Origin of the sequence: Dysosmobacter sp. (assembly GCF_034093755.1) — a bacterium.
GTDB lineage: Bacteria > Bacillota > Clostridia > Oscillospirales > Oscillospiraceae > Oscillibacter.
Genome location: NZ_JAXEBZ010000062.1, coordinates 1 through 19,183, shown reverse-complemented (window position 1 = coordinate 19,183; position 19,183 = coordinate 1). Strand labels below are relative to the sequence as shown.

At 65.2% G+C, this 19,183-nt stretch carries 18 protein-coding genes; 5 read left to right on the top strand and 13 right to left on the bottom strand.

Going from position 1 to position 19,183, the window contains the following annotated elements:
- Window positions 1-56: 56 nt before the first annotated feature.
- The 3 genes from SOX55_RS08245 to SOX55_RS08235 are packed head-to-tail and all read right to left on the bottom strand — an operon-like array spanning window position 57 to window position 3,352.
- Entirely contained in the window at window positions 57-923 is an 867-nt protein-coding gene (locus SOX55_RS08245; protein ID WP_325286961.1) for an FAD binding domain-containing protein, read from the bottom strand.
- On the bottom strand, window positions 920-1,396 hold the full coding sequence (locus SOX55_RS08240; RefSeq protein WP_325286960.1) for a (2Fe-2S)-binding protein: 477 nt from the start codon (window positions 1,394-1,396) through the stop codon (window positions 920-922). Before SOX55_RS08240 ends, SOX55_RS08245 begins: the two co-directional genes overlap by 4 nt.
- 3 nt (window positions 1,397-1,399) lie before the next feature.
- Entirely contained in the window at window positions 1,400-3,352 is a 1,953-nt protein-coding gene (locus SOX55_RS08235) for a xanthine dehydrogenase family protein molybdopterin-binding subunit (RefSeq protein ID WP_325286959.1), read from the bottom strand.
- Here SOX55_RS08235 and SOX55_RS08230 point away from each other — a divergent pair.
- Together SOX55_RS08230 and SOX55_RS08225 are read left to right on the top strand one after the other, a co-directional pair.
- A complete protein-coding gene (locus SOX55_RS08230) occupies window positions 3,327-3,575 on the top strand; it encodes a hypothetical protein (protein ID WP_325286958.1) in 249 nt (82 codons plus the stop codon). The genes SOX55_RS08235 and SOX55_RS08230 overlap by 26 nt on opposite strands.
- A 211-nt stretch (window positions 3,576-3,786) precedes the next feature.
- Window positions 3,787-4,224 (top strand): divergent PAP2 family protein, encoded by a 438-nt coding sequence (locus tag SOX55_RS08225; protein ID WP_325286957.1) that lies wholly within the window; start codon window positions 3,787-3,789, stop codon window positions 4,222-4,224.
- A gap of 47 nt (window positions 4,225-4,271) precedes the next feature.
- On the opposite strand, the gene fumC is transcribed toward SOX55_RS08225, so the two are convergent.
- The 3 genes from fumC to SOX55_RS08210 all read right to left on the bottom strand — a co-directional run bounded on the left by fumC (window position 4,272) and on the right by SOX55_RS08210 (window position 8,749).
- Window positions 4,272-5,630: a class II fumarate hydratase gene (gene fumC, locus SOX55_RS08220; protein WP_325286956.1), complete on the bottom strand. Its 1,359-nt coding sequence runs from the start codon at window positions 5,628-5,630 to the stop codon at window positions 4,272-4,274.
- A gap of 75 nt (window positions 5,631-5,705) precedes the next feature.
- The gene (locus tag SOX55_RS08215; RefSeq protein WP_325286955.1) at window positions 5,706-8,384 is read right to left on the bottom strand and encodes a M56 family metallopeptidase; all 2,679 of its coding nucleotides are present in this window, start codon (window positions 8,382-8,384) and stop codon (window positions 5,706-5,708) included.
- A gap of 2 nt (window positions 8,385-8,386) precedes the next feature.
- Entirely contained in the window at window positions 8,387-8,749 is a 363-nt protein-coding gene (locus tag SOX55_RS08210) for a BlaI/MecI/CopY family transcriptional regulator (RefSeq protein WP_325286954.1), read from the bottom strand.
- Window positions 8,750-8,933: 184 nt separating this feature from the next.
- Here SOX55_RS08210 and SOX55_RS08205 point away from each other — a divergent pair, with 184 nt between their 5' ends.
- Together SOX55_RS08205 and SOX55_RS08200 are read left to right on the top strand one after the other, a co-directional pair.
- Entirely contained in the window at window positions 8,934-9,746 is an 813-nt protein-coding gene (locus tag SOX55_RS08205) for a transketolase (protein WP_325286953.1), read from the top strand.
- 191 nt (window positions 9,747-9,937) lie between these two features.
- A complete protein-coding gene (locus tag SOX55_RS08200) occupies window positions 9,938-10,864 on the top strand; it encodes a transketolase family protein (RefSeq protein ID WP_325286952.1) in 927 nt (308 codons plus the stop codon).
- Between the two features lie 58 nt (window positions 10,865-10,922).
- Here the strand turns inward: SOX55_RS08200 and SOX55_RS08195 are convergent, their stop codons facing one another.
- The 5 genes from SOX55_RS08195 to SOX55_RS08175 form a co-directional block, all read right to left on the bottom strand.
- Complete coding sequence (locus tag SOX55_RS08195) at window positions 10,923-11,717, bottom strand: heparan-alpha-glucosaminide N-acetyltransferase domain-containing protein (RefSeq protein ID WP_325286951.1); 795 nt, start codon at window positions 11,715-11,717, stop codon at window positions 10,923-10,925.
- Between the two features lie 20 nt (window positions 11,718-11,737).
- The gene (locus SOX55_RS08190; RefSeq protein WP_325286950.1) at window positions 11,738-11,878 is read right to left on the bottom strand and encodes a FeoB-associated Cys-rich membrane protein; all 141 of its coding nucleotides are present in this window, start codon (window positions 11,876-11,878) and stop codon (window positions 11,738-11,740) included.
- Window positions 11,875-13,884 (bottom strand): ferrous iron transport protein B, encoded by a 2,010-nt coding sequence (feoB, locus tag SOX55_RS08185; RefSeq protein ID WP_325286949.1) that lies wholly within the window; start codon window positions 13,882-13,884, stop codon window positions 11,875-11,877. The genes SOX55_RS08190 and feoB overlap by 4 nt, the downstream gene beginning before the upstream one ends.
- A complete protein-coding gene (locus SOX55_RS08180; protein ID WP_325286948.1) occupies window positions 13,881-14,117 on the bottom strand; it encodes a FeoA family protein in 237 nt (78 codons plus the stop codon). Before SOX55_RS08180 ends, feoB begins: the two co-directional genes overlap by 4 nt.
- A gap of 200 nt (window positions 14,118-14,317) precedes the next feature.
- Complete coding sequence (locus tag SOX55_RS08175; RefSeq protein WP_325286947.1) at window positions 14,318-15,334, bottom strand: LacI family DNA-binding transcriptional regulator; 1,017 nt, start codon at window positions 15,332-15,334, stop codon at window positions 14,318-14,320.
- 311 nt (window positions 15,335-15,645) lie between these two features.
- Between SOX55_RS08175 and gap the strand changes: the two genes are divergently transcribed.
- Window positions 15,646-16,659 (top strand): type I glyceraldehyde-3-phosphate dehydrogenase, encoded by a 1,014-nt coding sequence (gene gap, locus SOX55_RS08170; RefSeq protein WP_325286962.1) that lies wholly within the window; start codon window positions 15,646-15,648, stop codon window positions 16,657-16,659.
- 790 nt (window positions 16,660-17,449) lie between these two features.
- Here the strand turns inward: gap and fliB are convergent.
- Both fliB and SOX55_RS08160 read right to left on the bottom strand, forming a co-directional pair.
- The gene (gene fliB, locus SOX55_RS08165; RefSeq protein ID WP_325286946.1) at window positions 17,450-18,463 is read right to left on the bottom strand and encodes a flagellin lysine-N-methylase; all 1,014 of its coding nucleotides are present in this window, start codon (window positions 18,461-18,463) and stop codon (window positions 17,450-17,452) included.
- A gap of 4 nt (window positions 18,464-18,467) precedes the next feature.
- Window positions 18,468-18,992, bottom strand: coding sequence for an NUDIX hydrolase (locus tag SOX55_RS08160; RefSeq protein ID WP_325286945.1), 525 nt, complete (start codon window positions 18,990-18,992; stop codon window positions 18,468-18,470).
- Window positions 18,993-19,183: the final 191 nt, after the last annotated feature.

Here is a 19,183-nt window from a genome sequence, read left to right as displayed (position 1 = left end):
GCGGGGGCCCCCCCCCCCCCAAACCCCACGGTTGGGGCGCGCTTCTTTTTGCTTATTTACACCCCTGCCCGCTCTTTCAGCAGGTGGTACAGGTCGTCCACCACGCCCCGGATGGCCGCCCGCTTGTAGGGCATGGTCTCCCGGGTGGGGATGGCTTTTTCAATCTCCCCGGCCAGCACGGCGGCCAGGGCGTCGAAGGTCGCCTCCGTCAGGGGCTGCCCCTCCAGGGCGGCAGCGCCGGCGGCGGAGAAGAAGGAACGGCGGGCCACGGCGCCCAGGGTCACCAGGGGGCGGCGGATGACGCCGTCCTCCACCTCCAGGGAGATGGCGGTGTTGATTTTGGCGATGGTCACATAGGCCCGCTCTCCCAGCTTGGAGAAGGCGCAGACCCGGTTCTCCTTCGGCAGGGGCAGCTCAATGAAGGCCAGGGCCTGGCCGGGCCGCAGGATGGTCTTTCCGTTTTCCTGGACGAAATCATCCAGCTTTACGGTGATGTCCCCTTCCGCGCCGTCCGCGATCACCACGCCGGCATCCAGGGTCAGCAGGGCCGGCAGCATGTCGCCGGCAGGCGAAGAGTTGGCCAGGGAGCCGCCGATGGTGCCCCGGTTGCGAATCTGGGGGGAGCCCACGTTGCCGCAGGCGTCCGCCAGGCCGGGGAAATACTTCCGCACGTACTCATTCCGGGCCACCTGATGGTGGACGCAGGCGGCGCCGATGGTCAGCCTGTCCTCATGGAGGGTGATCTCCTTCAGCTCCGCCACGTTGGCCACGCTGACCAGGGTGTCGGCGTGCCAGTATTTTCCGTTGCGCTTGGCCAGAAAGTCGGTGCAGCCGGCCACCACATAGCCCTCGCCCTCCATGGAGGCCAGGGCAGTCCGCAGCTCCGCCAGGGTGCGGGGATCGTAAAACACGTTGACGCTCATCGCTTTCCCTCCTGCCGCAGGATTTCGGCGGCGGCCTTCACGGCGGCCACGATCTGCACATAGCCGGAGCAGCGGCAGATGTTGCCGGACAGGGCCACCCGGATCTCCTCCTCCGTGGGGTCGGGAGTCCGGTTCAGCAGGCCCGCCGCGCTCATGATCATGCCGGGGGTGCAGTAGCCGCACTGAACGGCCCCCTGCTCCACAAAGGCATTCTGCAGCACGCCCAGGCGGCCGTCCTGTTCCAGCCCCTCAATGGTGGTGACGGTGTGGCCGGTAAGCTGGCCCGCCAGCACCATGCAGGAGTGGACGGCCTCCCCGTCCATCAGGACGGTGCAGGCGCCGCACTCGCCCTCGCCGCAGCCCTCCTTGGCGCCGGTGAGGTGCAGGTCCTCCCGCAGCACGTCCAGCAGCCGCTTTCCGCCGGGGACGTCCAGGCGTTCCGTTTTTCCGTTGACAATAAACTCAATCCGCATGGCTCACTTCCCCCTTTCCAGAGCCTTCAGGATCACCGGCGGGTCCATGGGGACCATGCCGATATTGCTGCCCAGGGCGTTGTTCACCGCGGCGCACACCGCCGCGGCACAGGGCACGTAGCAGACCTCGCCGATGCTCTTGGCGCCGTAGGGGCCCTCCTTGGACCGGCCGTCCTGAATCAGCTCCACTTCAATGTCGGGCATGTCCGGACACAGGCAAAGGTGGTACTTGGACAGGCTGGCGGTGGTGCGGCCCTTTTTGTCCACGGTCATTTTCTCGTGGAGGGCCGCGCCGCAGCCCATCTGCACACCGCCCTGAATCTGGGCCACGCACAGCGCCGGGTTGATGGCCTGGCCGATGTCATGGACGGCCAGATAGTCCAGAATTCTGGTCATGCCGGTGAAGGTGTCCACCTCCACGTGGGCCAGGCCCACGCCCATGACGCCGGGGTTGGTGGTGTTGTGGTGCTGGTACTGGGCAAAGACCTCCCGGCGCAGCTTCAGGGTGCTCTGCAGGGCGATCTGGCCGTAGGTGAAGCTGACGTCCGGGTTGGAGCGGCAGCGGATCACCGCGTGTTCAATATAGAAGTCCTCCGGAGGGATGCCGGTGATCTCGGCGGCGTTGGCCGTCATCACCTCCCGCAGCTTTTGGGCGCAGCCATAGGCCGCGCCGCCCACCACGAAGGTGGTGCGGCTGGCAAAGCAGCCGTAGTCAAAGGGGGTGTGGGCGGTGTCCGCCTCCCCCAGCAGGATGTCCTCCGGCCGGACCTCCAGGGCCTCCGCCAGAATCATGCGGAAGGCCTGCACCGTGCCGCAGCCGTGGTCATGGAGGGAGATGTGGGCCTGGACGGAGCCGTCCTCGTTGAGCCGCAGCTCCGCCGCGGCGAAGTCCTGGTGCCGGGGCAGATAAGTGTTGCCGTGGCCACCGCAGCCGATGCCCACGCCCCGGCGGTAACGGCGGTTGGAATCGTTGAAGGCCCGGTCCGCCGCGATTTTCTCGTCCCAGCGGAATCTCTCCCGGCCCCGGGCAATGGCCTCGGCGGCCCGGTACTCCTCCACCGGCAGGTTCAGCTTGAGGTCCATGTCGCCGGGGCGCAGCACGCTGCGCAGGCGCATGTCGATGGGGTCCAGCCCCAGCCGCACCGCGGCCTGGTTCACGTTGTGCTCGATCATGGTCACGGCCTCCGCCGCGCTCCAGCTGCGGAAGGCGCCGGAGGCGGGGGTGTTGGTGCCCACCACCCGGACGTGGTAGTGCATATACTCCACCTTGTACAGCCGGAAGAACTTGCCGTAGAAGGCACGGACATAGTCGCCGGTGTTGCCGAAGTAGGCGCCGGCGTCTGCCAGCAGCTCCACGTTGAAGCCCAGAATCCGGCCCTCGGGGCTGTAGAGCCCCTGTAGGGTGCCCCGGAAGGCGCCCCGGATCACGGTGGAGAGCATGGCGTCCTCCCGGCGGTACACCAGCTTCACGGGACGGCGCAGCTGCCGGGCGGCCAGAGCCGCCACCGGCTCCAGGAACCACTCCTGCTTGGCGCCGAAGGAGCCGCCCATGGTGGACTTCACCACCCGGACATGGCTGTAGGGCATCTCCAGGAAATCCGCCACCACGGTGCGGATGCCGTGGACCGCCTGGTTGGGGCTGTAAATGGTGAGGAAATCGGCATAGAGATCATAGTCCGCCACGCAGGCGTGAGTCTCCATGGTGGCGTGGTGGAGGCGGGACAGCTCGCTGCTGGTCTCCACCACGGAGTAGGGCTCCCGGGGCAGCGTGCCGAAGTCGAAGGTGGCCTCGTCCAGAATGGGGTTCTCCCCCTCGGCCAGGTTCTTCCCCGCCAGGGCCTCCTCAAAGGTCAGGGCGGCAGGCAGCTCCTCGTATTCGATCTTCACCAGGGAAGCGGCCTTCCGGGCCGTCTCCAGGTCGCAGGCGGCCATGCGCTCGCTGAAGATGGTGGACAACCTGCGCTACATGCTGGCCATGGAGCTGATGCACGGCGCCCAGGCCACCGACATGCGGGGCGACGTGGCCCTGGGAAAAGTCACCGGCCCGGTGAAGGCCGCCTTCCGCCAGGTGATCCCCTACCTCAGCGAGGACCGGAATCTCAGCCGGGACATTGCCGACGCCTACGGCTGCATCAAAGACGGCCGGCTGCTCCGGGCTCTGGAGGAGGCCGACGCCTGAATCCCGCCGCTCCCCCGGGTCTGATCCGCGGAAGCGCCGCGGCCGGGAAACGCGCCCCGGCTGCCGCGAAACCAAAAATCCTCTATTTTACAAACCCCGGCGCCGGACGGCGCCGGGGTTTGTTTCGCCGTTTTTGGCAATACTGCTTGACGTCCGCAGGTTAAAGCGCTAAAATTTAGACAATTCACGCAAACTGACAAGGAGGCGGACGATGGACCTGTACGCGCTGCTGGACAATCACCTGATCGTCAACTCGCTGGCCGCCTGGGCGGCGGCCCAGATTATCAAAACCATTCTCTACGCCGTCATGCACAAAAAGCTGGACTTCCACCGCCTGTTCGGCGACGGCGGAATGCCCAGCGGCCACTCCGCCACCGTCACTGCCATGGCAGTCACCGCCGCGCTGGAATACGGTCTGGCCTCCCCGGTATTCGCCATCGCGGCCATTCTGGCCATCATTGTCATGCACGACGCCATGGGGGTTCGGCTGGAGGCGGGCAAGCACGCCCGGGTGCTGAACCAGCTGATGGCCTCCTTCGCCGGCGAGGTGGCCCCGGAGGACGTGCTGAAGGAATTTCTGGGCCACACACCCCTGCAGGTGGGCTTCGGCGCTTTGCTGGGCTTCTGCATGGCGGTGCTGATGGGATAAAAACGAAAAAAGAAGGCTCTGCGTCGGCAGAGCCTTCTTTTTTGCCGTTACACCATCTTCTCCGGGCGTACCGTCTCGTCAAATTCCTCCGCCGTCAGCAACCCCAGGGCCAGCACCGCCTCTTTCAGGGTGGTGCCGTCGGCCAGGGCCTTTTTGGCGCATTTTGCGGCGGCCTCGTAGCCGATTTTCGGCGTCAGGCAGGTCACCAGCATCAGCGAGTTGTTCAGGTTGGCGGCCATCTTCTCCTCATTGGGCCGGATGCCCTCCACACAGTGGACCCGGAAGGAGTCGCACACGTCGGTGAGCAGCCGGGCGGACAGCAGGAAGTTGTAGGCCGACACCGGCAGGAACACGTTCAGCTGGAAGTTGCCCTGGGAGGCGGCAAAGCCGATGGCGGCGTCATTGCCCATCACCTGCACCGCCGCCATGGTGACGGCCTCGCACTGGGTGGGGTTCACCTTGCCGGGCATGATGCTGCTGCCCGGCTCGTTCTCCGGAATGAACAGCTCCCCCATGCCGCAGCGGGGGCCGCTGGCCTCCCAGCGGATGTCGTTGGCGATCTTCATCAGGTTGGCCGCCAGGGCCTTCAGCGCCCCATGGGCAAACACCAGGGCGTCCTTGCTGGTGAGGGCGTGGAACTTGTTTTCGTCCGGCACGAAGGGCAGGTCCGTCAGCTCCCGCAGTTCCCGGCACACCAGCTCGTCATAGCCTTTGGGGGCGTTGAGGCCGGTGCCCACGGCGGTGCCGCCGATGGCCAGGCGGCACAGCTCCGTCTGGGCCAGCCGCAGCATCCGGCAGGGGGCCGCCACCAGCTCCCGCCAGCCGGAGACCTCCTGGGCGAATTTCAGGGGAGTGGCGTCCTGCAGGTGGGTGCGGCCGATGCGGATCAGGTCCGGATACGCCGCCTCCAGCTTCCCGAACGCCGCCTCCAGCCGCTCCGCCGCCGGCAGCACCTGCCCCGCCACCGCCAGCGCCGCCGCGATGTGCAGGGCGGAGGGGAAGGTGTCGTTGCTGGACTGGGAGGCGTTGACGTGGTCATTGGGGTGGAGCCGGACTCCCCGCTCCGCCGTCAGGTGGGCGATGACCTCGTTGACGTTCATGTTGGTCTGAGTGCCGCTGCCGGTCTGCCACACCACCAGCGGGAACTCCTCATCCCACTTGCCCTCCCGGATCTCCCGACAGACGGCGGCGATGGCGTCGCTCTGCTCCGCCGTCAGCTTCCCCGCCGCGGCGTTGGCTTTGGCGCAGGCCTCCTTCAGGTAGGCGAAGGCGGTGATGATCTCTTTGGGCTGCCGCTGGCCGCCGATGCGGAAATTCTCCAGGCTCCGCTGAGTCTGGGCGCCCCAATGGCGCTCCGCCGGCACGGCGATCTCGCCCATGGTATCGTGTTCCATTCGGGTGTTCACTGCAATTCCCCCATTGTTCTCAGAATGGTGCTATTATACTGGCAAACGCCGCCGGATGCAACGGGGTTTTCTCCGTCACGGGGCATAGGGCGCAAACAGAAAGTCCCCCAGGCCCCGGAACTCCATGGTGCCGTATTGGCCGCTGTTTTTCAGGGCGTAGCGCACCCGGAACACCCCCTCCGCCGGGTCATAGCGGATGGAGTGGGCGTTGATGCCCCAGTTGTCGAAGTCGGGCAGCTTTCCCTCCAGGTCCAGCCAGCCCTGCTCCACCGCGTCTCCCCTCCGGCGGTACACCAGCGTATCCTCATGGCCATCGGCGCCGTACTCCACATTGGCCACCAGCTCCTTCCGGCCGTCGCCGTCCAGGTCCACGGCATACTCCTCCGGGGCGTGATAGCCCCAGGCTTCGGCGATGGGGAAGGTGCGCTCCCCCTCCACGGCGTAATAGGTGCGCATGGACCAGCCCACGCCGTCGGTCTCGGTCCGCACAAAGCCGTCATAGCCCAGAATATCCCGGAACGGCTCCTCCTTCACGCCGGAAAATACCACCCGGAACAGAAATCTTCCCCCCTCCCAGGGGACGGTGTACACCGCCTGCCCCGCTTCGGCCAGGTCCTGCCGGATCACGGGCAGGGTAAAGGTGCCGTCGCCGTTCCGGGTCAGGGTATGGCTTCTCCGTTCCGGCGGCCCGCCGTCCCCGGTATCATATGCCTCCCCTATCACCAGGGTGTCACCGCCGCCGCTGACCTCCAGGGTCAGCCGGGTGTTCTCTTTCACCGACAGCGCCGGGATTCCTTCATCGTCCGCCGTTCCGTCATCCAGCCAGAGGGCGCCGGTGCTGTCGCCGTTGGCGGCGGTGACGGTCATTCCCGGCCGGCTCTCATGGGTCAATTCCTCCATGTCCACGCCAAAGAGACCGTAAAAGGCCGGGCCGAAGTCACCGTCTGTTTCCATGCGGTAGTACGTCTCCCCGGACCGGAACACCGGGCAGCCGTCCTGGGCAGGCTGGACCTGCCCCAGCACGCCGTCGCCCCTCTGCAGGTACAGCACGCTGCCGAAGGGGCAGCCGGGGGCGGTGATCTCCCGGGCGCCGCCGAACCGCTCCTCCACCCACCCGGCGTCCGACGCCCGGTAAAGTCTGGCGCGCTGGCCGTCCCGCAGCAGCAGCTCCGCCGTTTCAATGTCCCGGATGTCCTCCGGGGCAAACCACACCGCCTGCTCCATGGGCTGGGCGGGAGACGGCTCCACAGGCTTCTCCTGATCCGCGAAATCCTCCGACGGGTCGGTGGAGGTCACCAGCCGGTACTGCACCACCGCGTCGCCGGCCTCCGTCAGGGGCAGGTCCGCCTGGTAGAACGTGATGCCGCCGTCAGAGCGGGCGGAGAACAGAAAGCTGGCCAGCACCACGCTGTCCTCCCCCGTCAGGGCGTACTTCTCCTGCTTGTTGCTGTCGCCGGTCACCCACTCCGACCCGGTATAATGGTCCTCCGGCAGCGCCACGGTCCACTCCGTGTCCACGCCTCCCACGCTCCAGCGGCAGGAGGCCGTCCCGGCGAAGCCGTCACCGTCGGGGATCAGCCGCAGCTCCAGCGCCCCGGTGAAGCTGCGGTCCGCCCAGCCGGTGTCCGTGTTTCCCCAGACCTGCACCGTGGAGGAACGCAGTGTCCCCACCTCATAGACGTCCTGCACCAGCGCCCAGGCCCGGATGGGTTCCTCCAGACGGCACCGGGCCGTCAGGGCCGTACCCTCCCGGCCCAGGGTGACGGAGCTGCCGGTGACGGCGTTAGTGCCGCACACCGCCAGGGCCAGCACCACCGCAGCCCCGGCCGGCAGGGCCGTCCAGCGCCGTTCCGGCCGCCACTTCAGCACATTTTTGATGCGGGCCACCCCGCCGTGCTCACCGAAGGCCAGGGCCGGGAAGCCGCCGGGGGCGGCGAACCGCAGCAGGGATTCGCTGTAGGCGGCCCGGATGGACCCGCCCAGCCGCCGCAGCACCGCCTCGTCGCAGCTCATCTCCATGTCCCGGCAGAACAGCACCCAGCACAGCCACACCGCCGGGTCCCACCAGTACACCGTCACCAGGGCGAAGCCCAGCAGCTTCCACCAGTGATCCCCCCGGCGCAGGTGGGTCTCCTCGTGGAGCAGCACGTACTGCCGCTCCTCCTCCGTCAGCCGGAAGGGGATGTAAATGCGGGGCCGCAGCCACCCCAGCACGAAGGGCGTCTCCGCCGCCTCCGACTGGTACACGTTTCCCTCCAGACGCACGGCGGTGGCCAGGCGCCGCCGCAAGTGCAGGTACGCTCCGGCGCTGACGGCGGCGATGCCCGCCATGCCCGCCAGCCACACCAGGCTCAGCGCCGGCAGCACCTTGCTGCCCAGAGTGGCCGGTTCTGAAACACCGTCGGGCGCGGTGACCACGTAATTCTCCGCGCCGCCGCCGATGGGCTCACGGCCATGCTCCACAGCACGCTCATAGCCCTCCGCCGATTCAAACAGGGTCCGGGTGGGAGCCAGATAGCGGTCTGCCGTCTCGGTGACCCGCCGTTCCGCCTCCGCCGGCCGGGCCAGCCCCACCGGGGACTCCACGCTCACCGGGCACAGCAGCCGGAAGGCCACCACCGCCCACAGCACGTAGGCAAACCGCCGGGGCGCCTTCCCCAGCGCGAACCGCACCGCCAGCACCGCCGCCATCACCGGCAGCGCCGCCAGCGCCATGGTCACCAGCGCCTGAAAAACCGTTGTCAGATGGGCCATACTCACTCCTCCCGGTATTGGTCGATGAGCCGCTTCACTTCCTCCGCCTCCCGGGCCGTCAGCTTTTTCCCGGACATGAAGGCCGCCAGGAATCCCGGCAGGGACCCGCCGAAGGTCCGGTCCACAAACTGCTCCGCCTCCGCCGCCGTCACCCGCTCCCGGGGCACCAGCACTGTCACCAGGGCGTTCTCGTTTTGCAGCAGGCCCTTTTCACACATCTTCTTCAGCACCGTGTACACGGTGGACTTCTTCCAGCCCAGCCGCTGCCGGCACAGCTCCGCCAGCTGTCCCGACGGCACCGGCGCCGCCTCCCACACCACCTGCAAAAACCGGTATTCACTGTCGCAAAGCCGGATCTCCTCCATGCCGGACCCTCCTTTTTCCGTTGGTCTATTGTTATAGACCTCTCCGTCAGTCTATAATAGTAGACCGAATTTGTCAACGGGTTTCCGGGAAATTTCCGCCGCCTTTCTTGACAGTCCCGCCCCCCTGTGCTACGGTAATATAAGTATACGAGCCATTCTGTATTCTATATATGGAGGAAACGATATGACGACCCAAGAACTTGCCAATGTCTGCCGTCAGGTCCGCCGGGACATCATCAACATGACGGCCAACGCAGGCAGCGGCCACCCCGGCGGCTCTCTGTCCGCCGTGGAAATGCTGACCAGTGTGTTTTACACCCAGATGCGGGTGGACCCCAAAAATCCCCACTGGGAGGACCGGGACCGGTTCGTCCTGTCCAAGGGCCACGCCGCCCCCTGCTACTACGCCGTCCTGGCGGAAATGGGCTTCATCTCCACCGATGAGTTCACCAACTTCCGCCAGCTCCACAGCATTCTGCAGGGCCATCCCGACGCCAAGAAGGTGCCGGGCGTGGACGCCTCCACCGGCTCTCTGGGCCAGGGCGTGTCCATTGCCGCGGGCATGGCGCTGGGCGCCAAGAAGCTGGGAAAGGACACGAAGGTGTTCGTCCTCTGCGGCGACGGCGAGTGCCAGGAGGGCCAGATCTGGGAGGCCTTCATGTCCGCCGCCCACTACAAGCTGGACAATCTGACCGTGCTCATCGACAACAACGGCCTGCAGATTGACGGCACCAATGACGAGGTCATGTCCCTGGGGGACCTGCCCGCCAAGCTGCGGGCCTTCGGCTTTGAGACCATTGAGGTGGCCGACGGCAACGACCTGGAGCAGGTGCTCTCCGCCCTGAACACGCCCACCGTCCCCGGCAAGCCCAAGTGCATCATCGCCCGCACCGTCAAGGGCAAGGGCGTCTCCTACATGGAGAATCAGGTGGGCTGGCACGGCAAGGCCCCCAACGAGGAGCAGCGGGCGCAGGCATTGAAGGAACTGGAGGGCTGAACCCTCTCTAAGGGGGACCAGTCCCCCTTAGATACGGGTCTGCGCGCAGCGCATCCCCGATAACCCCCTCTGCACCTTTGCACGGCAAAGGTGTCGCTGCGGCGGGCAGCGGTGTCCGGTCCACGTACACGCCGCGGCCCGGACGAATCAAAATTCAGGGAACTTCCTTCCTGACGAAAGGATGAATCATAATGGCAGACAAGATTGCAACCCGTGAAGCATACGGCAAGGCTCTGGTAGAGCTGGGCGCGCAGAACGACCGCGTGGTGGTGCTGGACGCCGACCTGGCCGGCGCCACCATGACCAAGCATTTCAAGGCGGCCTATCCCGACCGCTTCTTCGACATGGGCATCGCCGAGGCCAACATGGTGAACGTGGCCGCCGGCCTTTCCACCATGGGTCTGGTGCCCTTCTGCTCCACCTTCGCCATGTTCGGCGCGGGCCGGGCCTACGAGCAGGTCCGCAACTCCATCGCCTATCCCAAGTTCAACGTGAAGCTGTGCATGTCCCACGCCGGCGTCTCCGTGGGCGAGGACGGCGGCAGCCACCAGTGCATTGAGGACCTGGCCCTGATGCGGGTGATCCCCGGCATGACGGTCATCGTGCCCGCCGACGCCGCCGAGGCCCGGAAGGCCACGCTGGCCCTGGCGGACTTCCAAGGCCCCGCCTACCTGCGCCTGGCCCGGCTGGCCACCCCCGTGTTCACCGATGACCAGCCCTTCGAGATCGGCAAGGCCAACGTGCTGCGGGAGGGCGGCGACGTGGCCATCTTCGCCTGCGGCCTGATGGTCAGCGAGGCTCTGGAGGCCGCCAAGCTGCTGGAGCAGGACGGCATCCATGCCTCCGTCATCAACGTCCACACCATCAAGCCCATTGACGCCCAGTGCGTCACGGAGTACGCCGAAAAGTGCGGAAACGTGGTCACCGTGGAGGAGCACAGCGTCATCGGCGGCCTGGGCGACGCCGTGGCCGACGTGCTGATGGGCAAGGTGAACTGCAAATTCCACAAGATCGGCGTGCAGGACCAGTTCGGCCAGTCCGGCAAGGCCGCCGACGTGCTGCGGGAGTACGGCCTCACCGCCGACCAGATCGCCGCCGTGGTGAAATCCCGGCTGTAAGCCGTTTCCCCGGTAAAAGCTCATAAAAAACCGGTCTGCCAAAGGCAGACCGGTTTTTTCACAATTCATACAGGACCCAGAGGGCGCCGTAAATCACCGGCTGGTGAACCAGATACAGCAGCAGGGAGTGGCGGCCCAGCCATTCCAGCGGCGGGCAGGAGCAGCCGCTCAGCCACTCTGTCCGTCCGCCGCGGTGGAACAGGTAATGGAGGAAAATTCCCGTCAGATACAGAAACAGCCACGGCAGCAGGGGGAAGTAGTCGGCGGAGTAAAACTCCGGCGGCGGGAAGCCCAGCCAGGCGGTGAAGCCGTTGGCGTACAGGGCGGCGGGCAGCGTCAGCAGCCGGCGGCCCAGAAACGTCACCGCGCCCGTGTCTACCCAGCGGGTCAGCAGAAACAGGAGGAAGGACACCGCCGCCCCCAAAGCCGGCGGAAAGCGCCGCAGCGCCCCCTTCAGGGGCGTCAGCAGCACCATGGCGCTGCCCATGAGGCACAGCACCCCGAAAAAGATCCGGCTCTCCGGGGAGAACAGCACCGTCACCGCCGTCACCGCCGCCGAGGCCGCCAGCAGAATCACGCCCCGGCGCAGGCTGCGGCGGCTCATGGGGAAGCAGAAGCCGGACAGCAGGATGAAGGTCCAGCAGATGCTCTGCTGCCACCAGAACGCCGCCGGCGACACGTACCAGCTCCAGCCCTCGTCAAAAAGGTATACCATGTCCCAGACGGCATGGTATACGGCCATGCTGATGAGGGTCAGGCCCCGGACGCTGTCCGGCAGGTGATATCGGATTTTCGGTGGGGCGACAGCCACAGGCGCTCCCCTGCCTTTCGCGGAAATCTTTTCCACCAGCATGGCACGCCCGGCGGCGGCTGTCAACTGTTTTTTCTCCGGCAGCCGCCGCAGCGGGCACAGTCCCCGCCGCAGCCGCCGGTCTTTCCCCGGCGGATGGCCCGGAGGGCCGCCGCGGCCGCCAGCCCCAGCAGGGCCAGCAGCAGAAGATCGCCGCCGCTCATAACAGCATCAGCCCCACCCGGTACACCGCCAGCGCCGCCAGCCAGGCCACGCCGCACTGCATGGCCACCACGCCCAGGGTGGCCAGGGTGGAGTTCAGCTCCCGGCGGATGGTGGCCACTGCCGCCACGCAGGGGGTGTACAGCAGGGTGAACACCAGGAAGCTGACGGCGGACAGGGGCGTAAACAGGGCGGTGAGGGCGGTTTCCAGCTGGGCGGCGCCGGTGCCCAGCAGCACCGTCAGGGTGGACACCACCGCCTCCTTGGCGGTGAAGCCGGAGATGAGGGCCGTCACCATCCGCCAGTCGCCGAAGCCCAGGGGGGCGAAAACAGGTGCCAGCCACCGGCCCACCAGCGCCAGCATGCTGTCGGCGCTGTCGCTCACCACGTTGAACCGGACGTCAAAGGTCTGCAGGAACCAGATGATGATGGTGGCCAGGAAGATGATGGTGAAGGCCCGCTCCAGAAAGTCCCGGGCCTTTTCCCACAGCAGCAGCGCCACGCTTCCGGCGGAGGGCAGGCGATAATTGGGCAGCTCCATCACAAAGGGCACCGGCTGGCCCCGGAACCGGGTGCTTTTCAGCACGGCGGCCACCACCACCCCCAGCAGAATGCCCGTCAGATACAGCCCGATCATCACCGGCGCGCTGCGGCCGGGAAAGAAGGCGGCGGCAAACACCGCGTAAATGGGGATCTTGGCGGAGCAGCTCATATAGGGCGTCAGCAGAATGGTCATCTTCCGGTCCCGGTCCGAGGACACGGTACGGGTAGCCATGATGGCGGGGACGGAGCAGCCGAAGCCGATGAGCATGGGCACAAAGCTGCGGCCGGACAGGCCGATCTTCCGCAGGGGCCTGTCCATCACGAAGGCCACCCGTGCCATATAGCCGGTGTCCTCCAGAATGGAGAGGAAGAAAAACAGCACCACGATGATGGGCAGGAAGCTGAGCACGCCGCCTACGCCAGCGAACACGCCGTCGATGATCAGGCTGTGGACCACCGGGTTGATGCCGTAGGCCGTCAGGCCCGCGTCCGCCAGGGCGGTGACGGCGTCGATCAGAAGACTCAGCCAGTCGGACAGCGCCGCGCCGATGACGCCGAAGGTCAGATAAAACACCAGGCCCATGACCCCCAGAAACACCGGCAGGGCGGTGTATTTCCCGGTGAGCACCCGGTCGATGGCCATGCTGCGGCGGTGCTCCCGGCTCTCGCGGCACTTCACCACCGAGGTGGCCACCACCTTTTCAATAAATGTATAGCGCATGTCCGCCAGGGCGGCGTTCCGGTCCAGCCCGGTCTCCGCCTCCATCTCCACAATGCAGTGCTCCAGCAGCTCCCGCTCGTTCCGGTCCAGCTCCAGCACCTCCGCCAGGTCGCCGCCGCCCTCAATGAGCTTGGTGGTGCAGAACCGGGCGGGAAGCCCCAGCCGGTCGGCGTGGTCCTGTATGAGGTGGGTCACGGCGTGGATGCACCGGTGAACCGGGGAGTCCCAGGGGCAGAGGTCCGCCTTTTCCGGCACGGCTCTGGCCCGGGCCGCCGCCACCGCCTGGTCCAGCAGCTCCGACACGCCCTCCCCCTTGGCGGCGGCGATGGGCACCACCGGGATGCCCAGGGCCTCGCTCATCTTCCGGATGTTGATGGTGCCGCCGTTGGCCCGGACCTCGTCCATCATGTTCAGCGCCAGCACCATGGGCACCCGCAACTCCAGCAGCTGCAGCGTCAGATACAGGTTCCGCTCAATGTTGGTGGCGTCCACAATGTTGATGATGCCGTCCGGGTGGTGGTTGAGAATAAAGTCCCGGGTCACCACCTCCTCCTGGGTATAGGGCCGCAGGGAGTAGATGCCCGGCAGGTCCACCAGCTGACAGTTCTTCACCCCCCGGATCTCCCCCACCTTCTGATCCACCGTCACGCCGGGGAAATTGCCCACGTGCTGGTTGGAGCCGGTGAGGGCGTTGAACAGGGTGGTCTTGCCGCAGTTCTGGTTGCCGGCCAACGCAAAGATCATGCCTGCTCGCCTCCCGCCTTCACCTGAATCTTCCGGGCGTCCTCCACCCGCAGCGTCAGCTCGTAGCCCCGGACCCGGATCTCAATGGGGTCCCCCATGGGGGCCACCTTCTGCAGCGTCACCGCCGTGCGGGGGATCAGCCCCATGTCCAGCAGCCGGCAGCGGAGGGCGCCCTCGCCGCCTACCTCCGTGATGACGGCCGTCTGGCCGGTTTGCAGCTCGTTCAGCGTCATCGTTCACGCCTCCTCGCGTCAATTTTTTCGTCCTGATGTTAGCAGTGACTAACTTTCCCGTCAAGGGGAAACCCATCGACCCCCGGAATTTCGGCGTTCCGACGGAAGGACGGCGGTGGAAATTCGGAAAAATTGACAAAGAACCGCCCCGGAGAGTCCCTGCAAACAGGCTCTCCGGGGCGGAAAATCACAATTCGCTGTCAGCGGTCGGAATGGCTCAGGGCCGCGGGAGGTGTGAAGGGCTTGTACACGGAGGTCAGCACCTGCTCGAAAATGGGGGCGTCCGGGTCCTCCACCCGCTTGAGAATCTGCTCGCCGGCGGTTTTTCCCAGCTCCTCCACCGGCTGGATGATGGAGTCCATCTGGCCGGCGTGCATCCGGTAGAAGCTGGACTCGAAGTCCACAAAGCTCACCACGTCGATGTCCTGGCCCATCCGCAGGCCCTTCTGGTGGAGGTAGGTGATGGTGTCGGTGGCCATCAGGCCGTTGGTGACGATCACCGCGTCACACTTGCGCTCCAGCAGCTCGTCCAGGCAGCGGAAGGCGCTGTTCTCCATGGAGTCGCCGTAGCAGATCAGGCCCTCCTCCACCGGCAGGCCGCAGTCCGCCACCGCCTGCTCATAGGCGGAGATCCGCTCCTTGGTAGTGCTCAGCCGGGGCAGGCCGCCGATGATGCCGATGCGCTGGTCCCCCTTCCCCGCCAGGCGGCAGACGCTGCGGTAGATGGGCTGGAAGTTGGACACGCAGATGGAGGAATACCGTTTCGTCTCAAAGGTCCGGTCCACCAGAACCACCGGGAAGCCCGCCGGGATCAGCCGGTCAAACCGCTCCGGGTCATCAATGGTACTGGCAATCAGCAGCCCGTCCACCAGGCCCGCCGACAGCAGCCGGATGCTGTTCTCCTCCCGGGTCATGTCCTCCTTGGTGTTGGCGATGATCAGGTGATACCCCGCCTGGGCCAGAACGCTCTCCACCGACTCGATCATGGTGGCGAAGAACTTGTTGGAAATATCCGGCACAATGAAGCCGACAGTGTGCTTTTTGCCTGTCCGGAAGCTCCGGGCGGAGGCGTCCGGCGTATAGCCCAGCTGGGAGATGGCCTGATAGACCTTCTCCTTCGTCTCCTGGGAAACGTAGCGCGTGTTGTTGATGGTATGGGAAACGGTGGCCGTGGACACGCCCGCCAGCTTCGCCACATCGCTGATGGTCACTTTCATGCTGACACCCCGCCTTGCGCAAACGCAGTTTTCGGAATTAATTTTTACGTAAATCTTTCCTTGGCCCTTAGTATAACCCCTCGCCGCAGCAAACGTCAAGTTCTCCGGGAAAATTCCTTTTTCCCCTATAAAAAACTATCTATTCTCTCCAACCTGAAACGATTAACATTATCAAAAATGACAGTTGAAGTCTCCCCTTAGTTATGCTACTATACTTGTGCAATCGTTTAGGCAAAACGATTGCGCAAGTGTATGAGCGGCCTGTGGTGAGGGATCTGATTTGGGCCGCATAATTTGAAAGGAGCTTTTCAATTATGACCAAGATTGGTATCAACGGTTTTGGCCGCATCGGCCGTCTCGCTCTCCGCGCCGCCATGACCCGCAATGATGTGGAAGTCGTTGCTGTGAACGACCCCTTCATGTCCCCCGAGTATATGTCCTATATGCTGCGCTATGACTCCACCCACGGCAAGTTCCAGGGCGAGGTCTCCCATGAGGAGAACGCTCTGATTGTCAACGGCAAGAAGATCACCGTGTTTGCCGAGAAGGAAGTGGGCGATATCCCCTGGGGCACCGTGGGCGCCGAGATCATCTTCGAGTGCACCGGCCAGCACCTGACCAAGGAGAAGTGCCAGGGGCACATCGACGCCGGCGCCAAGCATGTCATCATGGGCGCCCCCTCCAAGGACGACACCCCCATGTTCGTCATGGGCGTCAACAACAGCAAGTACACCCCCGACATGACTTTCGTGTCCAACGCCTCCTGCACCACCAACTGCCTGGCTCCCATTGCCAAGGTTCTGAATGACAACTGGGGCATCAAGGACGGCCTGATGACCACCGTCCACTCCGTCACCCCCACCCAGAAGCTGCTGGACGGCGCTTCCATGAAGGATTGGCGCGGCGGCCGTGCGGCCACCGCCAACATCATCCCCTCCTCCACCGGCGCCGCCAAGGCCGTGGGCAAGGTGATTCCCGAGCTGAACGGCAAGCTGACCGGCATGTCCATGCGCGTTCCCACCCTGGACGTCTCCGTGGTGGACCTGACCGTGAACCTGGAGAAGCCCGCCTCCTATGAGGAGATCTGCAAGGCCATGAAGGCCGCCTCCGAGGGTGAGCTGAAGGGCGTTCTGGGTTACACCGACGAGCCCGTGGTGTCCTCCGACTTCCTGGGCGACTCCCACACCTCCATTTTCGATGCCGACGCCGGCATTGCCCTGACCGACACCTTTGTGAAGGTTGTGTCCTGGTATGACAACGAGTGCGGCTACGCCAACAAGATGGTGGAGCTGGCTGCTTATATGCACTCCGTGGACAACCAGTAATTGTTCTTCCGGTATCAACCCGGGCCGTCATCCGACGGCCCGGGTTTTTTCTGCAGAAGCGGCTGCCCGGCAGACCCCGCAACCCTTCCGGGCAGCAAAAAAGCAGCCCTCCGGCTGCTGAAGAACAGAACGGCGCACGCCCGCCGCCGTCAAATCCGCCGCGGCAAGTTCCGGCGCAGATGCTCCGGAAAAAGCATTCCCCCCATCATCGCCGTCAAAACCTCCGCTCTGCTCGTCCTGCCTCCCGGCGGGCCTCGCACCGCTCCGGTTCCTCCGGCTCTTTCCCGCCGAACCCACTCCGCCGGGCTCCGGCGGGAGCCCTGTCGCGGCTGTTGGGAATGTTTTAAAAAACATTCCCCCCATCCGCTCCGTCGGCGAATGGGGGGCTTACCCGTTGATCGGATTGTCCATTGGTCTGTACCTCTGCTTTCGTGGATTACCGTTCGTCACAGGAAATCGGGTTCGGAAACTCAGGCTCTTTCCAACACGGAAAACATCTGTTACACGCAGGTCTTTGCTTTGATTGCTACCAAAACATGCTCGTGTGGCTCATCATAGTGAGGTATGTTTCGTCTGGTTCTTTCCGGAGTTACGCGATGATTTGCTTTGGAACGGTTCAGGGTTTTTGGAATCTCTGAGCTTCTTAGCCCATGGGACTCACTCCTTTCCTGTGTCTACAATATACAATACATTTCTGGATTTGTCAATAGCTTTTATTGAAATTATCCAATTATTTTACCGCGATAGCATGATGGTCCCGTAAAGCCCCCGGGCGCAGCGGGTTAATCCATTACCCCAGCTGCCGGAAGAAGGCCGCCAGGGGCGGCGTCTCCTGCCGGAAGGCCTCCAGCAGCGCCTCCAGGTTGCCGTCGTCATGCTCCACCTCGCAGCTGAACCGCCGCAGAGCCTCCCCCAGCCCCGTCACCGGCGCCAGCCGCTCCACCGTCAGCACCGCCAGCAGACACAGCTGCGCCTGGCCCAGCAGGTCGCCGTCGTTGACGGCTTTCAGCAGGTAACGGAAGGCGAAATACACGGCGATCCGCTCCAGCAGCGGCTCCGGCACCTCCGCCGCCGGGGCCGTCTCCGCCTGCCGCAGCAGCTCCCGCCAGTCCGGCTCCAGGATTTCCAGTCCGGACAGCAGCCCCAGGGCGTCCGGAAACAGCCCCGGACCATCCTCCACCCGGGGCGGCTCCGGAGGCAGCTCCCCCGCCGCCAGGGCGGACAGGGCATCCTCGTCCCAGGTGTCCAGAGCATCCTGGGCCGCCAGGGCGGCGGTCAGGAACCGCTCCAGGCGCCGCCGCAGCGGCATCCGGCGGTCTGCCAGCACTGCCAGCAGCCGGTCCCGCAGGGCCAGCAGCAGCGCCGTGTCATGGTCCGCCGGCTCCTCCATTGATCCCTCCTCCCGGAAGGTCAGGGGCGCTTCGCTGCCCAGCAGCAGGGCGTTGGCGGCGGGGCAGGATGCGGACAGGGTGATCTCCCGGAAGGGGCCGTAGTCCTCCGTGAACCGGGGGTGTTCCCGGCAGGTGACGCTGGTGGCCGCCTCCCCCAGCTGCCGGTGGATTTCGCACAGGTTCTCCCCGTCCAGGAAGGGGCACCGCTCCCCCTGCAAGGGGAAGCACCAGTCCCCGTCCTCGTCCCGGACCAGGGCGGCCCGGAGCCGCTCTCCCAGAGGCCCCGGCACCGCCTCGTAACGCCCGGCGGTGTCCGGATCGATGACCACCTCCCACTTGGCGCAGCAGGTGTGGGGGCACGCCCCTGCCAGGCAGCGGAAGCTGCTGTAATAGTCCGGTGTTCTGGTCAGCATCGTCTCACTCCTCCGGCTCGCAGAAGCCCATGCAGCGCCGCATTTCAAATAAGGTGGGGATGTAGCTGGGGTAGTAGGGTACAAACTCCCCCCGCCGCCGCATGGCCTGAATCTCCTCCTGGGTGGCCCACCGGGCGTCCCGCACCTCCTCCGGCTGGAGACGCAGAGCCGTCACGTCGGCCTCCCCCTCCAGCAGGAACACGTCGTCAAAGCCGCCGGGGAAGTTCACCGTCAGATAGGGCCGCTGCCCCGTCAGGTCCAGGTCCAGGCCCAGCTCCTCCAGCAGCTCCCGGTGGGCCGCCTCCACGCTGGTCTCCCCCGACTGCACCGCGCCGCCGGCGGTGACGTCCCACAGGTCCGGGTACTCCCGCTTGCCGGACTGTCGCCGCTGGATCAGCATCCGGCCCTGCTTGTCAAACAGGCACAGGTGAACCACCGTGAAATAGGACCCCGCCGGGGGATAGCCGCCCCGGGCCATCCGTCCGCCGTTGGGCCGCCGCTGCTCGTCATACAAATCCAGCCATTCCATCTCGTTTCCTCCCGGCAATGTTTCTCCCGCTGATTGTATCACACTCCGCCGTGTAGGATTGTCAAACATATTGGACAGAGAACTCAAAAGGAGATAGCCAGCCAAGAGGCCTCATGGGAAAGTTGTTGGAACGGCGGTTATGGATGGCAAGCTGCTTTTCGAAGTCCGCAAGGGAGTAAAAGCTGTGGGAA